Source organism: Mycetohabitans endofungorum, from assembly GCF_037477895.1.
Lineage (GTDB): Bacteria > Pseudomonadota > Gammaproteobacteria > Burkholderiales > Burkholderiaceae > Mycetohabitans.
On the sequence record NZ_CP132745.1, the window covers coordinates 404,449 to 420,596 of the forward strand.

Here is a 16,148-nt window from a genome sequence, read left to right on the forward strand (position 1 = left end):
CCAATGCGTATGCAGTGCATCAATGCATTGGTCGCACTGCTTGCCCTTGCCGATGACCTCAAACCGCCCACGGCAAACGTAACGCAGGATGACGCGGCCACTCGATGAAGAAGTCCAATCTGAACAAAGACCATGAAATACGAGTTAAACAAACCCAGACGAAATCAATAATGATCTATCGGCTAATCAAAATTGACGGCTGTCCGGAACCCGCAGATCGACGTCCGCGGGCGGTGTCGAGAACGAAATGGACTCGATTAAAATAATGGGGACCCGTGGGACGTCAAACCCTGTTGCCCGTCTCGCGAATTGGGATCACCGTGCGGCCGCCACAGTGGCGCAGCAAGTCGCGCAACTCATTGATAACCGGAAACAACTCGCAGTTCCAATCCGCGCCCTGCCTATCGTGGGCCTCTTGCTCCCGCTCCACGATCCAGCGGTCCTCCTTGAAGATGCGCTCGGTGAACCAGATCAGCAGCGGCCAGGCTAGGTCCAGCGCGAACGTCATTTTGGGCTTACGGATGGAAAGCAGGCCGAACGTGCGGTTCGTACGCTGCGCCGCATCTAGCGGCACGTATACGATCCACAAATCCATGACCAGCACGCCGTCCCCTGACCGGATCTGCAAAGTTTGGTACGGATAGCAGGTACGCACCGTCATCACGCTCTTGTTGGCCTGGCTGCCCGCATTTTTGCTGGCGCCAAACAACAGCGCCTCGCCCATGGGCTGGCTGCCCGCCATGCGCGCAAACGTGTAGTTCACTTCCACCCAGTCGTCGCCGCGAGTTAGGCCCTTCTCCACCCGGCAAGCGAAACCCACTGGATCGCCACGCGCACCGTAGCTCATGCCGACCAACCGGGCGAAGCGAACAGCACTTTGACCATCATGCCAAGCGCAACCAACCCAGCCACCACCGCAAAAACCTGTTGCAGGCGGGGTCCACTCAACCGCGCGGCGATTCGGCATCCACCGAGCATGCCGGCGACAGCACCGGCGGCGAACGGCAAGCCCACTGGCCAGTCCATCCGTCCAGCCAGCGCACTAGCGGCGATGCCAGCCGTCGAGACCAACGCGACCACCGCCAACGACGTTGCGACGATCGCCTGCATTGGCGCGTTCGTCGCTCGCCTGAGCGCCGGCACGATCACGAAGCCGCCCCCCACTCCAAGCAAGCCGGACAGAAATCCGGCACCGGCACCCAACGCGATCAACGCACGCGCGCAGGAGGCGGTCCAAACGAAGTGCCCGCTCGCGTGGTCCAGTTGACGAGGCGGTGACATGCTCATGCGCGTCGCACATCGATCCGAATGGCTGGCACACGCATGACCCTGCAGAAGCATGCGCCACGATACCCCCGCCAACACGCACGCGAAGACGAGCGCCAACGGCCCGTTCGGTAGCCAGCGCGCGGCCCACAGGCCGATCGGCGACCCAACCATGCCGCTTACCGCCATCAGCGCGGCCGCCCGGTAGCGGACAATCCCACTGCGCAAGCCAATTGCCGCGCCGACCGCTGCCGACATGCCCACCGCAAGCAGTGCTATCGGCCCAGCCCGCGCAACGCTCAGATCCAGCGCAAATAACAGCAGCGGTACCGCAAGAATCGCACCGCCTGCACCGGTCAATGCCAACACCAGGCCAACCGCAACGCCAAGAATCGCAGTACTTTCGATCATTTTTACGCGCTCCTGATTGTCGCTGGGATGTCGCCGAGCCGCACGACCCAACACGCGGCGCAAGCCGGAATACCACGCCACCCATTAACGCCCACGGATACCACCATTGCGCAGTCTCGAGACGAACGGCGCGGCGCGTCCTGGCCAAGCGCCACCCTGCTCGAGTTTGCGTAACCGTATGATCGAAGTGAAGCACCAGCATCGGCGTTCGCTTTCGATGCGTTGCGCATCCGGTAATGCACCCCCAGTGCGTCGCACCGCGTCGTCCAGGATGCGGCTTTTTGCCAAAACACGGCTAACACGCACACCAGCGCCCGGCAGACGGAACGCCAATACATGGCCCAGCGCGCCTGGCGCACAATCCAGCACGAGCCGTTGCTCAGGGACGCAGCGGGGCGCCATTGCACGTGCCAGCGCCAATGGCAACCGATGTGGTCAGGACAGCCGCCACCGTGGCGGTCGCCTCGTGCGTCCGAGATCGACGCATCGGCCGACAAGCTCGTGGTGATCGTGTTGACGTTGCAACTCAAAGGACCGCCAGTCGCCCGATACGACCGATGGCCACCTCCAGCTTTGGCATTGACGTGCTGGCCGAACGTTTGGCGCATCCTGTCAGTACCCGGAACACGTGCGCCACTCGTTCGCAAAACCATGTCGTGCTGGGATATTGCTATGGAAGCAACGACCAAGCGCTCAGGTACTACGCCGGTTTGTCTCCTGTAACCAGCTTTATTCGCAAAAAGCGATGGCTTCATTCGGAGCCTTTCTATTAATCTCGGCATGCCGCCACTCGGCAGTGTAATGCTGCTGTGGCCTGCGCCGCCCGCCGATGCATCGACCACGTCGATAGCATTGAACCGCCAGGTGATCGTAGCCAAGCACGAGCCCCATTGGCATCGAGCCAACAATCGTACGCGAAGCCGGAATGCAGCGTGACGCACTGACGCAGTAGTCGGGTAAGCTGATACTATGTAATAGACAATGCAAGAGGCGGCGCTGCGCGTCGGCGAACTCCGACAGCGTTTTGTCGGATCACGGACGTTTTGCCCGCTTAACAGGCGCGGTAACGCCCTTCACAGCAGCCAGCGGCGGCTGCGCTTACCATACGTTATCCGCCAAAAATATAACCGCCTCCGCTGACCCCACCGATACTGCTCTCGCTTTCGAATAGGCTGTTACATAGTGGTGCCTGCCTAGTTGTCCTTGTCCCATCCGGACTTGCCGATGCGTGCAACGTGCAATACCGGTCACCCTGCGAAGGCTATGCATGATCTCCCGATCGGTGTTCAACGTGGCCAATTTGCTGGCGCTCGCAACACTTTGGAGTACGTCGTTTCTTTTTGTGCGCATCGGCGTTGCGGAGTTCGGCGTCGTGCCGATGGTAGCGTTGCGTGTGTCGATCGGCGCCACTTTCTTAATCGCGCTGTTGATCACGCGAAAAGGCGTGGAGGGAAAATGGCGTGATTCGCAACGCAAGCTGTGGCCGTTGTTCATGCTCGGCGTACTGAACGCTGCGATGCCGTTTTGTCTGTTTGCGTATGCCGTGCCTGCCCTGTCGGTGAGCCTGGCCTCCGTGATCAACGCGACTGCACCGCTGTGGGGCACGCTGGTAGCGTTCCTGTGGCTCGGGGACCGGCCCAGCATCATGCGAGTTTCAGGCATCGCGCTCTGTTTCGCCGGCGTGACGCTGCTGGTCGGAAATCAGATCAGTGCAACGAGCGGCATCGCAGGCGCAGCGCCGTGCGCGCAGGCCACTGCACTGGCCGCCGCCGCAGGACTCACCGCCACAGCGCTGCTGGGTATCGCGGCCAGCTATACAAAGCGCTATTTGTCCGACATCGACCCATTGGTGATCGCGGCCGGCAGCCTCGTCGGCGCATCGATCGTACTACTACCGCTCGCCGCATGGGCATGGCCAGCGACACCGATTTCGATGCAGGCGTGGCTCGCGGCGCTGGCGCTCGGCGTGGCGTGCACCGGCGTTGCCTATGTGCTGTACTTTCGCCTGCTCACCGCCGGTGGGCCGACTCACGCGATGACCGCCACATTCGTGATTCCGGTGTTCGGCATCCTTTGGGATTCGCTATTCCTTTCGTTATCCATATCAATAAAGATGATGGAAGGCTGCGCCATTGTGCTGATCGGTACCGTCTTCGCCACGGGCTTAATCGAGCGACTGCGCTCGCAGCCATCATAGCGACGTGTAACGCGTTGTGGCCACACGGCTTATTCGGCCGGCGCAGAGCGCGCTAATCAGGCCGGCATCCATCAGGCCGTAAAGCGTGACGGCACTCCATGCTTTTGCCGCTGAAGCGGTCGATCCCGCCACCAGCGTGGCGATGGGAATCTTTTCCCCGCCTAAGCGCCTGCTTGTCAAGAATGAGCAACGACGCAAATATAAGAACGCTCAAGCGAGCAGCGCGTCATCGTAGCGTATTCTCACGGCCATGGACGCGCGAGGCAGCGCGACCCGGCAGTGGGATTGACGAGGGGCAATCGTCGACGGCGGGCGGACGCGCCGGCCAGCCGCGTTCTTGCCGGACAGCTTGCGTGCTAGAACAGGCCGGACTGTCGCATTTGCGCGAGAAAAGCTTGCACGGCGGCCGAATAGCGACGGCCGCGCCGCACGAATAGCTGAGCCTTGGCACGCTCGAGCACGACGTTGGTCGTGCGCCGTGCAACGAGCACACCAACGGCCAATTCGTGCTCCACCGGATAGACTGACAAGAATGTCACGCCCAGCCCCACGCCAACGTAGTGCGTCAGCGCATCGATCGAGTTTGCCGAAAATACGGCATTGAACCGGATTCCCTCCGCCACCTCGGCTTGGCGCGTCAGCGCGCGCAGGCCGGTGCCCGCCGGGGCAAGCGCCAGCGGGTATTGGGCTACAGCATCCAAAGACACCCGGGCAGCCGGCCCCGCCAAAGGATGCGTCGCCGCCATGATCGCGCAAAGCGGCTGCGGCCGTTCGTGCACGATGCGCACCGCCGGATGGGCGGGCGGACACAGCGTCCAGCCAAGATGCGCCCGGTCCTCGACCACGTGGGCAACCGCCTCTTCCGCCCCGACCGTCTGCATCTGCACGTTGACGCCCGGATACCGGGCGCAGAATGCCACCATCACCTTGGACATCAATTCGCGCACAAAGCCCTCGCCGGTTACGATCGTCAGCTCGCCCCGCTCCAACCCGCGTAGCTCGTCCAGGCGCAGCCGCAGTGTTTCCTCCACCAGGCGCCGCTCCTCGTATGCCTGCAGCACCAGGCGCCCCGCATCGGTCGGCGCAACGCCGCGCCCACGCCGCTCGATCAGCGTGACATTCAGCTCTTTCTCGAGCAATTGGATCTGCCGGCTGATGACCGATGCTTCCACGCCCAGCCGTTCGGCGGCGGCACGCATCGAACCGGCCATGAGCGCCGCATGAAGGTAGTGGAGCCGTCGCTCGCTCAGACTCACCATTGGCCTCGGCGTTGACATTTGATCAACGCAATTCTACGCAGACGTGCGTTGCTTGCAACAAATGGAGTGGGTCGAACTGTGCTGCCGCGTCCATGAAAAGCGCGTTACGCCGCGCGTAGCCGTCGCGAACACCGAAATGATCGCTGGGTTCATGGCCTGACGCCGCTCACCGCGGGCTACATGAGCGCCGCGATGGCCGACGGTTGGACAGTCGCACCCGTATAGCGCAGGACACTGCGGCGCGGGGCCTATCGCGCCATAGCCAGCCGCGCATTGACCTTGATTGGCGTGGCATTGTCGTCGAATGGCGGCTGCGGCTCGAACTGCTCGATCACACCAGGCTCGAATATCAGGCAGTACGTGGAGCCGCCGTACTGAAAATAGCCGATCTCGTCGCCCTTGCCCACATGTTGCCCAGGCAACGCCACGATATTGCATGACGAGACCTCGGCCATTCCGACGAACACGCACGCGACCTGCCCGAGCGCACAATCATCGCAATCGATCACGATCACCGCCCGCGCGGCGATCGCGGTGGTGTAGCCCTGCGAGGCATTCAGCCCGCTCGGGTTGACGCCCTCGGCCTCGAGATCGGAGTAATAGCTGCCATCGACCCAGTACGCCTTCGATACCGTACCACTGACCGGCGCATGCCAACGATGATAGTTGTATGCGCTCAAGTATGCCTGGTAAACGGATCCGCCGACGAATCGCTTGGCCAATTCGTGCTCGCCCGTCGTTAGAATTTCCTGCAACGAATAGGGCTGCTCTTTGATCCAGAAGCGATCATGAAGCTGGACGTCCGAGCGGATGTTGTATGGCGACGCCTCGCAGGCACTGACGATGACCTTGGAGTCGTGCGGCGCGTCGACAGGCCGTGCGCCGGGCTTAAACTGGCGTGTAAAGAAACTATTCCAGGATGCGAAGCCCCAATACGGTTGCTTAGGATCGCAAATGAATTCCATCATGCTAATTTTTTTGAGCGCTTCGTCGCAGAACCAGCCATTCGGCGATTGGGTGTTCAGGTGCGTTCGGGAGTACGGACCGCTCAGGAACCCGCACCAATGATTCAATACCCGCTTGAGTTGCGCGTTGAGCGCCGGGTCACGAAAAAATGCATAGCCGGACGGCATACACATCGGCCAGTCGAGCAACGCATTGAGAGGGCAGATAATCAGGCTCGACTCGCTAAAGGGCGGTGCATACGTCATCAGATAGTCGATCAAGGACATCAGCTCGTCGATCGTCGCGTAACCCAGTTGGTAACCCGCGCCACGCGCATCATCGATGGCCCGTTCGAGGTTCATGCGTAATACGGCATCATTGCTCACCAACGCAGCCAGTTCCTGGACCACGCTGGTACGCAAGTCGGGGCGTGCTTTTGCGTGCGCCGCCAATTCCAGCCGATACTGCGCCAGCGCGTCTTCCCGATTGGGAAGCCAGCCACCGAGCCGCCGCTTTTCGGGTGTGCGTGCGCCCATTTCAGATGCCATTGCTCTCTCCGTCTGTCGATAGGGTAAGGAATAGCGTGAACACACCGACTTCAGCAAGTTGCTTGCCCAAGAATAGTGTCATATCGCGCTGCGACTGCGCTGGCAGCCAACGGGCGGCGCCGCTACGCCGACTTGCGGCACGCCGCAAGTCGGCGGCCAAGTGCCAGCGCGTCCAGAGGCTTTTGCAGCACGGGAACATCGTCGAGCAATGGGTCAACATCCGCACATTGCCCGTATCCCGACATCAGGAACACATGAACATGCGGCTGGGTACGCCGCAGCGCTAATGCAAGCTGGTCGCCAGCCATGCCGGGCAACGTGAGATCACTCAGCAGGACATCATAGCGTTGCGCCGCGGCTCGCTTCAGCGCTTCCTCCGCGCTGCCGGCCGCACAGCACCGCAGCCCCATCACTTCGATCAGGTCACGCATCGCCTCACGCGAGGGTGCGTCGTCTTCCACCAGAAGCACATGACATGGCAGCGGCCCTTCTTCGTCGCACGGCCCGGGTGCAGCGGACTGTGCCGCCACAAGTGATGGCAATGGGGAGGGCGATACCGGTTCGGCCGGTGGGATAGACGGCGATGGCGACTCGTCATTGCAACTCGACAGTGCCGACTGAAGAGGCATCGCCCGTCCTCCAGACTGCCCTTCGAGCGCGCTGCGCAGCTTATGCGCCAACTCATCACGCCGATACGGCTTGGCTAGCAACGTCACGCCCGGATCGAGCCGGCCATGATGGAAAATCTCGTCGCGCGTGTAGCCCGATGTGAACACCACGGGCACCGACGGCACCCGTTGCGCGGCAAGGCGAGCAAGTTCGGGGCTCTTCACGTCCCCCGGCATCACGACATCGGTGAACAGCAGGTCGATGCGCGCGTCGCCGAGCAGTATCGCCTTGGCCTCATCGCCGGTCGACGCAGTCAACACTTGGTAGCCAAGCTGCGCAATCATGTCGACGGCGGTCAGGCGCACGTCCGCATCGTCTTCGACGATGAGCACCGTCTCGTTACCACGCGGCACGCCGCCCAACGTCGCGGGCGAGTCCGTGCATGGCGTCTCGAGCGAGCGCGGAAAAAACAACTCGACCGTCGTGCCGCGCCCGACCACGCTATCAATCTCCATGTGACCACCGCTTTGCTTGACAAAGCCGAATACCATGCTCAAGCCCAGCCCGGTTCCATGGCCTTCCGGCTTGGTCGTGTAGAATGGCTCGAAGGCATGCTCGAGCACCTCGGCGGACATGCCCACACCGGTATCCGAGACCGAAAAGCAGACGTACTCGCCCGGCCTGACTTCAGTGTCGCCACCACCGCCGTGACCATTGTCCGGCTTGCCGTCCAGCATCACGTTGCGTGCAGCGATCGTCAACTTGCCCTCGCCGCGCATCGCGTCACGAGCGTTGATGGCCAAATTCAGCAGCGCGTTCTCCAACTGATTGCGGTCGACCAGCACATTCCATAAATCGTCCGGCACGATCGTATCAATATTGACCGTCTCGCCAAGCGAACGATGGATCATCTCGTCCATGCCTTCGAGCAACTGCCGCGGACAGACCACCGACGGCGACAAAGGCTGACGTCGCGCGAACGCGAGTAGGTGCGACGCCAGCCGGGCACCGCGCCGCACCGCCTCCGCCGCGGTTGCAATCCGGCGTTGCGCGACCGGGTGGTTAGCCAGTTCTGCCGACAACATTTGCAGGTTGCCGTTGATCACTTGCAAGACATTATTGAAGTCGTGGGCGACACCACCGGTGAGACTGCCCAGCGCCTCCATTTTTTGCGCCTGCCGCAGTTGCGCCTCCACCGCCGCCCGCGCGGAAACCGCATCCTTGACCCGCTGCTCCAGGGTGGCCGTCAACTGCACTAATGCCGCTTCCGCGACCTTGCGCTCATGAATGTCGATCAGCACGCCGGGTAACCGGTGTGGCCCCCCATGCGCATCCAACTCCCACTGTCCGCTCGACTGCACCCAAAGGAATTCGCCGTTCGCGCGCGTGATCCGGTATTCGGCGCGAAACGGCGTTTGCGCACGCAGCGACGCAAGCATCTGTGCCTGCACTTGCGCGACGTCGTCAGGATCAACCTGCTGAATGGACAATAAATCGCCGATGCCGCGGACTTTCCGCTGCGAAACATCGCCGAAGGTGCGGGTAAAGCGTTCGTCGCCGCTAACCGTGCCGGAACCAACGTCCCAGACCCACGTGCCAAGTACCGCGCCGGTATTAAGCGCGAGTTGCAGCCGTTCGTTGGCTAACCGCAGCGCGACCTCCGCGCGTTGCCGCGACTGTTCCGTCAACACGCGCTCGGTTGTCTCCACGACTACCGCGATAACACCCGCAGGCACGTCATCGTCGCCGGCGACTGGACTGTAATACAAGTCCATCCAGACGTCCTCCGGCTTGCCGTCGCGCAGCAGCACAAGCTCCTTGTCGCGATACGTTAGCGTGCCGCCGGCAAGGCAGGTCTCCAGCACGCGGCGGTTGAACGCGGCCACTTCCGGCCAGCCTTGCTCGACCGGGCAGCCGAGCAAGTACGGATGCCGACCGCCAGCAAATACCGCATACGCATCGTTGTATAGCATATAGCCATCGGCACCCCACAGCACCACCATCGGCACTGGAGAAGCCAGCACCACTTGCATCACCGACACCAGGCTCTGCGGCCAACGCTCGATCGGGCCCAATTCGGTCATGGACCAGTCGAACGCCCGAATCCGCTGCGCCATTTCACCGTCGCCACCCACATGGCGCCGAGATTCGTCGAGCACGGACATGGCTCCCCCTGCAAATATCGCGCGGAAATTCCTTTACCCGGCCAATGCCGCCGCGACGGCCCGCAACCATCACGCAGACCGGTGAACATAGCGAACGCTAATCTAAACGCAAACCACGCGACACTTCAAGCGCCCTGCGCACCGGCTGTCTGCAGCCTCGCAAACAACATCACCAGGCCTTGAAAATCGCCTCGCAATGCGTCAACAGGTTCATCCTTCGACTTGAAATAATGATAGAACGTGCCCTTCGAATTAGCTGCCCCAATGACGATGTCGTCGATCGTCGTCTTGTCGATGCCGTTCAGCACAAACAGCTTGGTACCGGCATCCATCCGTTCCTCGCGTCGCACGTCTGCGGGCTTGATCGTATGCCGCGCTTTCTAGGGGACGCTGTTTTTCATCGACATAGCTGTCAAATCGGTTATCGTAGCCTATTTAGAGCATGTTAGGCACTTTTTGTCTGTGATGAAACACTAGAGCGTGTTATGCACTTTGCAAGATGAATGAGCATGGCAAAGACAACGAAATGCAAACCGATGAGCGTTTCAGGCAAACGCTCATCGTCACGAGCGAGCCTTCGAAAGCGATTGAGCCATCCGAAGCTGCGCTCGACGACCCATCGGCGTGGCAGCAGGATAAAGCCCTTCTTTGCCTCTGACCGTTTGATAACCTGCAATTCGATGCCTTCGTTTTGCGCGGCTTGTGTAGGCTCTTCTCCTGTATAACCTTGGTCAGCAAAGGCAAGCTTCACGCTCTGCCCGCTCACATGTTGCACCTCTTGTGCCAACACCTGAACCTGTGCGCGCTCTTGCTCATTGGCCGGCGTGACATGGGCCGCCAGCCAATGCCCGAGCGTATCGACGGCCCTATGCACCTTGCTCCCCCGTTTGCGCTTGTCGCCGTCGTAGCCTGCGCGTGGGCCGCTCTCGCAGCTCGACTGCAACATACGCCCGTCCAGAACCACCGCACTAGGCTGAACTTGGCGACCCTGCGCAACACGCAGCACCGAACGCAAATCCTGAACCATCGCTTCGAAGCAGCCCGCTCGCAGCCAGCGTTGAGTTTGCTGATACACCGCCTCCCATGGCGGAAAGTTCGTCGGCAGCATACGCCACGCAGCACCCGCACGAGCCAGCCAACGCAGCGCGTTGAACAACTCGCGCAATTCATACCGTCTTTGTGGTGCATCTGGCTCCATCAATGTCAAGTACGGAGCAGCGAAGCTCCATTCTTCGTCCGTCACGTCGCTCGGATAGGGTCTGCGTTCTCCATCTCGATTCGACTCTGAGACTCGCTGAAAGTGCATAACACGCTCTAGGCGCTAGGTGCGCCGATACGCATCGACCAGGGTTGGTCGACGGCCTGCAGCTGTATTTGCATTTGACATCGGCTGTCGTTTCTGCCCGCAAGCCTACTGCACCTGCACCGTCGTGTCGACCAGCACCGATAGTTCAGGGTCAGCGAACGACGCCGCTGCTTCCGCTAAGTGTCGCACGTGCTCAATCGTGCGCTGGATCGTCGCGATGCGGAGTGACATCGCGATTGTCGCGGTTTCTTAAAATAAAGTCGAGTACCTTGCTGCGGGTTTGCTGGCTGAAGTGGTTGCGTTCAATGAGCGCTATGATTTCGGTCCTTGCATAATCTCGCAACTGTAGCGCCTGTCGCACGGTTGGAAGATAATCCGTCTTTTCCAGCCCAAGAAGTACATTTAGCACGTCTGCCTCATTGACTACATCGAGCAAGCGCAGTGCGCGCTGCCATACCTGCGCCGATATCGCGTCGTCCATTCCGCGTGTGGCTTGGAGCAGACCAGCAGCTACCAGCGTATGCTGCGCGAGCGGCACGCGCTGAATCAAGGGTTCAAGTAATGAAAGCTCGTGCGCCAGTTGATCGTCCGGCAGGCCTCGCAGCGCGATCGGCAGGTAGCGTAGTGCGCTGCCCAATTGGTGATCCGGCAGTGATTGTATCAAGCGACGCAGTTCGGCATAGTGAGCGGGCAGTTCTTCGCGTGGCATCACCCATGCTACGCTAGCTAACGCGCCGATCGGCGCACCTTGGTACGACTTCGGCAAACGTTGCACCCATTCCCAGCATATTCGGTATGTTTGGCGACGGCGACGCTCACACTCGTCTACAGGCACATGCTCCTGCCCCTGACCAAGCAAAGAAGCGAATGTTATATAGTCTATATACGATACTACCAGTTCCGTAATCAGATCGGCTCGATCAGCCGCGGCCAAAGTCGGAATACGGTCAAAAAAATGCTGATAATCTATTAAACTTATGGTTTGTTCTGGCAAAGCTATCAAGATCGACGCAACAGCGGCCCAAGTGCTGCCCTGTTCAACGCTTCGCCGTTCGGCGTCTGCATAAGCGAGATGATACAAATCGAGCTGTTGGAGCTCCTGAAAGTCTCGTATGGATCGGATCATGTCTTTTTGTATTGGCAGGCCGTACTTGGGCACGCAGCCGGCAGCCTCGAAAACCTGTCGGAATGCCGCTGTCTGCTGCTCTTCCGGCAAACTCGATAGCCTTGGCCATAGAGCCTCAAACGGCTTAGCGCGCAACATCGGTTCGCGGATCCGCTCGATTTCGGTCAGCAACTGTTGCACCAACGCGAGATCCAACGCTTTGGCGTTAGCAGCTCGCTGATAGCAAAGCCAGCTCAGCCGCCTTTCTTGCAGGGCGTGGTATGTCCCCTTGTTCACGGGCGACAGGTTGCTGATATCGTCAAATGGCATGTGGGCAGACACCTGCCGGAGGATCTCGGGCGGCAGTTTGTGGTACGTTGTTGGGAAGCTTGTTTGGGTCGTCGCCAAACCGCTTACTGGACTGTGCGCCGCACCGGTCAGTGAACCTGTCGTCGAGCCCTGCGGCTCCGGTATGTTCGCAGGCACTGTCAGAGTATGTGGCGGCACAGTTGTGTCAGGATGACCGGCTTGCTGGTTCTGCACTGCATATATAGCGGGCTGCGTGTTATTTAAAGCGGTGTTTAAGTCAAAGTCCATTGGCAAACTTGGCAAGAAATGAGGAAAGACGCCGCGCGAAGCGGTGCTAGGTACGCGTAGCCTAATCGAAAACGCATGTATCGATATATCGGTGAGCAGCGGCCACTGGGTTTTCGGCGGATCATGCATTGCCGACGAGCGCTGGGCCGCGACAACCGTTAAGAGTCGCTAACACAAGTCGTCCACGAAGCGCGAACAGATAACGGCAGCGGCCAAGCAAAGCAAGGCGATATAAATGTCCAGGCGCCGCTCGGAGCGGATGTGCAGCTTACCAAAACCGGCAAGCCAGGCGTGCGTGTGCTCGACTACCCAGCAATGCCGTCCGAGCCGCTCGCGCTTTTCTACGCCGCGATGGGCGATGGATGCAGTGATTGCGCGTTGCTTCAGATAGCGTCGGCAACGGGCAAAGTCGTAATCCTTGTCCGCATGCAGTGTGCCCGGGCGTTTGCACGGCGAACCGTTCAAGCCCGGCACGGCTGGGAGGGTACGTTCGAACGCCATCGAATCATGCCGGTAGCCACGCAACTCCTGCAGCAGGTTCTGACGATCAAGGCGGCAATGTTCGCATAACTACCTCCTGGCATAAGCCTCGTGCGCCATCGCGCCCCCTATGCCGGCTCAATCCGATATCACCTGGGACTCATCACGCCGGCCGACCCAAAACGCTAGCACGATAAGCCCTGTTCGGGCCCGGCCAGCCCCGCCGAGCGCCCGAATACCGCGGCGGCCGCGTCACAGCGAAATCAAACCGCCGTCACGGACACCGCCTTGGTGACCAGATAGGCATCCATCGCCTCCGGCCCGCCTTCGGACCCATACCCTGAATCCTTGACGCCGCCAAACGGCATTTCAGGCCACGGCGTCGCAGGCTGATTAATCCAAAGCATGCCGACCTCGAGCTGCTGAGACAGCAAATGCACGTTGCGCACGGAATGCGTGAATGCATAGCCAGCAAGGCCATACGGCAACCGATTCGCTTCGGCGATCGCGTCCTCGAGCCGGTCGAAGCCGCGGACCGCGGCAACAGGCCCAAATGGCTCATGATTGAACACGTCCGCCTCCCGGGATACGTTCGTCAATACCGTCGGCGCAAAGAAATTGCCTGTGGAGCCAACCCGCTCGCCGCCGGTGGCCACCGTCGTGCCGGTGGCGCGCGCATTCTCGACGATCCGCATCATCGCCGCAAGACGACGCGCGTTCGCCAACGGGCCGAGCGTGGTGCCTTCTGCAAGCCCGTCACCAAGCTTCAAACCCTGTGCGTGCTTGACCAGTGCCGCCTCGAATGCCTCTCGGATGCTGTTGTGTACCAGGAAGCGCGTCGGCGAAATACACACCTGCCCCGCGTTCCGAAACTTCGCCCCACCGGCTGCCTTGATCGCCAACGCGATGTCGGCGTCCTCAGCGACGATCACCGGCGCGTGGCCACCCAGCTCCATCGTCGCACGCTTCATGTGCGCGCCGGCCAACGCCGCGAGTTGCTTGCCGACTGGCGTCGAGCCGGTAAACGTCACCTTGCGGATTACCGGATGCGGAATCAGGTAGCTCGAGATTTCAGCGGGATCGCCGAACACGAGTCCGACGGCGCCGGCCGGCACGCCGGCATCAACGAACGCCTGCAGCAGCCCCGCCGGCGACGCCGGCGTTTCCTCCGGTGCCTTCACGAGGAACGAGCACCCGCATGCAAGCGCCGCGCTGAGCTTGCGTACGACCTGGTTGACCGGAAAATTCCAAGGTGTAAAGGCGGCGACCGGTCCGATCGGCTCCTTCAGCACCGACTGCTGCACTGCAAGATTGCGCGATGGCACGATACGGCCATATACGCGCCGCCCTTCATCCGCGAACCATTCGATGATATCGGCTGCCGACAACACCTCGATCCGCGCTTCTGCAAACGGCTTGCCCTGCTCCTGTGTCATCAGCCGCGCGATTCCTTCGGCGCGCTCGCGCACCAGCGCCGCGGCTTTGCGCATTGTTGCCGCGCGCTCGTGGGCCGGTACCTTATGCCAAGTATCGAAGCCGCGCTGCGCAGCCGCCAACGCGCGATCCAGATCCGCGATGCCGGCGTGCGCAACACGGCCAATGACCTGGCCGGTCGCCGGATTGACCACGTCGAGCGTCTTGCCGCTCGCCGCATCGCACCACTGACCGTCAATGAGAAGTCGGGTGTCCGTATAGCTCGACGTAACCATGCTGCCTCATCCCTGAAAGTTAGAGTACGGTCATGCTGCTTGCCTTGCGATACGACACAGCGAGGCGTTACTTGCCCACAGCGTCGCCGCGCTGGCCTTCGCCTTGCTCCAGCTGCGGCAACGAGATTTCACCTTTGGCGCCGAGCACGCCGGTCTTCGCGTAGATTTGCAGCTTGTCGCGGGTATCGGCGATATCAAGATTGCGCATCGTCAACTGGCCGATGCGATCCAGCGGCGAGAACGTCGACTCACCCTTTTCCATTGTCAACCGCTCGGGTTGGTAGGTCAGGTGCGGCGACTGAGTGTTGACGATCGAATAATCGTTGCCGCGACGCAACTCGATCGTCACCTCGCCGGTAATCGCGCGCGCAACCCAGCGCTGTGACGCCTCGCGCAGCATGATTGCCTGCGGATCAAACCAGCGACCCTGGTACAACAGCCGGCCAAGACGGCGGCCGTTGTCACGATACTGGTCGATCGTATCCTCGTTGTGGATACCCGTGACCAGACGCTCATAGGCGATATACAGCAACGCCAGTCCTGGCGCTTCATAGATGCCGCGGCTCTTCGCCTCGATGATCCGGTTCTCGATTTGGTCGCTCACACCCAGTCCATGCCGTCCGCCGATGCGATTCGCCTCGAGTAGCAGTTCGACACCGCTGTCAAATTCAACGCCGTTGATCGCCACCGGAAGACCCTGCTCGAACCGCACGGTTACGTCCTCACGGGCAATTTGCACGTCGTCGCGCCACGACGCGACACCCATGATCGGCGCAACGATCCGCACGCTGCTATCCAACTGCTCCAGATCCTTCGCCTCGTGCGTGGCGCCGAGAATGTTCGAATCGGTCGAATACGCTTTATCAGCCGACATCCGATAATCGAAGCCTGCCTGGCGCATGAATTCAGACATCTCGGCCCGGCCACCCAGCTCGTCGATGAACGCCTGGTCCAGCCATGGCTTGTAGATGCGCAGGCCCGGATTGACGAGCAGCCCATAACGGTAAAAGCGCTCGATGTCATTACCTTTGAACGTGCTGCCATCGCCCCAGATGTTGACCCCATCCTCCTTCATCGCCGCCACCAGCATCGTGCCGGTCACCGCGCGGCCCAACGGCGTCGTGTTGAAGTAGGTAACGCCGGCGGTACTGATATGGAATGCGCCGCACTGCAGCGCGGCAAAGCCCTCTGCGACGAGCTGCGCGCGGCAATCAATCAACCTTGCGTTTTCGGCCCCATACTGCTTCGCGCGACGCGGGATGTCATCATAGTCGGCCTCGTCCGGCTGCCCCAGGTTAGCCGTGTACGCATACGGGACCGCCCCCTTGACGCGCATCCAGTGCAGCGCCGCGCTGGTGTCTAGGCCGCCGGAGAACGCAATGCCGACCTTTTGGCCGCGCGGAAGTTGTTGCAGGATAGTTGCCATAGCTGATTTGCGGAAATGTCGGATGAAAACGCTTGCAGACAGGGCGTTGCGCCCACAGAACATCAATTGTATTACCAAAAAACGCAATGCAGACGGCGTCCGGGCCAAACGCCCCATCTCTTGCC

12 protein-coding genes and 3 pseudogenes are annotated in these 16,148 nt (G+C 60.8%); 3 read left to right on the forward strand and 12 right to left on the reverse strand.

Features of this window, described 5'->3' with window-relative positions; translation table 11 throughout:
* Nucleotides 1-283 precede the first annotated feature (283 nt).
* Together RA167_RS13995 and RA167_RS14000 are read right to left on the reverse strand one after the other, a co-directional pair.
* Nucleotides 284-793: pseudogene (locus RA167_RS13995) on the reverse strand (aromatic ring-hydroxylating dioxygenase subunit alpha); the annotation flags it as partial.
* Nucleotides 794-843: 50 nt separating this feature from the next.
* Nucleotides 844-1,677: a sulfite exporter TauE/SafE family protein gene (locus RA167_RS14000; protein ID WP_076788651.1), complete on the reverse strand. Its 834-nt coding sequence runs from the start codon at nt 1,675-1,677 to the stop codon at nt 844-846.
* A 557-nt stretch (nt 1,678-2,234) separates the two neighbouring features.
* Here RA167_RS14000 and RA167_RS15730 point away from each other — a divergent pair.
* Together RA167_RS15730 and RA167_RS14005 are read left to right on the forward strand one after the other, a co-directional pair.
* Nucleotides 2,235-2,450, forward strand: coding sequence for a hypothetical protein (locus RA167_RS15730; RefSeq protein WP_076788199.1), 216 nt, complete (start codon nt 2,235-2,237; stop codon nt 2,448-2,450).
* A gap of 494 nt (nt 2,451-2,944) precedes the next feature.
* Complete coding sequence (locus RA167_RS14005) at nt 2,945-3,874, forward strand: DMT family transporter (RefSeq protein WP_076788200.1); 930 nt, start codon at nt 2,945-2,947, stop codon at nt 3,872-3,874.
* Between the two features lie 356 nt (nt 3,875-4,230).
* Here the strand turns inward: RA167_RS14005 and RA167_RS14010 are convergent, their stop codons facing one another.
* The 8 genes and pseudogenes from RA167_RS14010 to RA167_RS14045 all read right to left on the reverse strand — a co-directional run.
* A complete protein-coding gene (locus RA167_RS14010; protein WP_338877373.1) occupies nt 4,231-5,085 on the reverse strand; it encodes a LysR family transcriptional regulator in 855 nt (284 codons plus the stop codon).
* A 296-nt stretch (nt 5,086-5,381) separates the two neighbouring features.
* Complete coding sequence (locus RA167_RS14015; protein ID WP_076788204.1) at nt 5,382-6,626, reverse strand: phosphatidylserine decarboxylase family protein; 1,245 nt, start codon at nt 6,624-6,626, stop codon at nt 5,382-5,384.
* 122 nt (nt 6,627-6,748) lie between these two features.
* Nucleotides 6,749-9,400 (reverse strand): hybrid sensor histidine kinase/response regulator, encoded by a 2,652-nt coding sequence (locus RA167_RS14020; RefSeq protein ID WP_076788206.1) that lies wholly within the window; start codon nt 9,398-9,400, stop codon nt 6,749-6,751.
* 125 nt (nt 9,401-9,525) lie between these two features.
* Nucleotides 9,526-9,732 (reverse strand): helix-turn-helix domain-containing protein, encoded by a 207-nt coding sequence (locus tag RA167_RS14025; RefSeq protein WP_076788207.1) that lies wholly within the window; start codon nt 9,730-9,732, stop codon nt 9,526-9,528.
* A gap of 113 nt (nt 9,733-9,845) precedes the next feature.
* The gene (locus RA167_RS14030) at nt 9,846-10,706 is read right to left on the reverse strand and encodes an IS5 family transposase (protein ID WP_076788209.1); all 861 of its coding nucleotides are present in this window, start codon (nt 10,704-10,706) and stop codon (nt 9,846-9,848) included.
* A 105-nt stretch (nt 10,707-10,811) separates the two neighbouring features.
* Nucleotides 10,812-10,937 (reverse strand): hypothetical protein, encoded by a 126-nt coding sequence (locus RA167_RS14035; protein ID WP_255710814.1) that lies wholly within the window; start codon nt 10,935-10,937, stop codon nt 10,812-10,814.
* Complete coding sequence (locus RA167_RS14040) at nt 10,900-11,922, reverse strand: hypothetical protein (RefSeq protein ID WP_338877377.1); 1,023 nt, start codon at nt 11,920-11,922, stop codon at nt 10,900-10,902. Before RA167_RS14040 ends, RA167_RS14035 begins: the two co-directional genes overlap by 38 nt.
* Nucleotides 11,923-12,576: 654 nt before the next feature.
* Nucleotides 12,577-12,969: pseudogene (locus RA167_RS14045) on the reverse strand (IS5/IS1182 family transposase); the annotation flags it as partial.
* Here RA167_RS14045 and RA167_RS14050 point away from each other — a divergent pair.
* Nucleotides 12,949-13,068: pseudogene (locus RA167_RS14050) on the forward strand (aspartyl/asparaginyl beta-hydroxylase domain-containing protein); the annotation flags it as partial. The pseudogenes RA167_RS14045 and RA167_RS14050 sit on opposite strands and share 21 nt — an antisense overlap.
* 83 nt (nt 13,069-13,151) lie before the next feature.
* Here RA167_RS14050 and RA167_RS14055 read toward each other — a convergent pair.
* Nucleotides 13,152-14,597 (reverse strand): NAD-dependent succinate-semialdehyde dehydrogenase, encoded by a 1,446-nt coding sequence (locus tag RA167_RS14055; protein ID WP_076788212.1) that lies wholly within the window; start codon nt 14,595-14,597, stop codon nt 13,152-13,154.
* A 67-nt stretch (nt 14,598-14,664) separates the two neighbouring features.
* The gene (gene argG, locus RA167_RS14060; RefSeq protein WP_076788213.1) at nt 14,665-16,023 is read right to left on the reverse strand and encodes an argininosuccinate synthase; all 1,359 of its coding nucleotides are present in this window, start codon (nt 16,021-16,023) and stop codon (nt 14,665-14,667) included.
* Between the last annotated feature and the right edge of the window lie 125 nt (nt 16,024-16,148).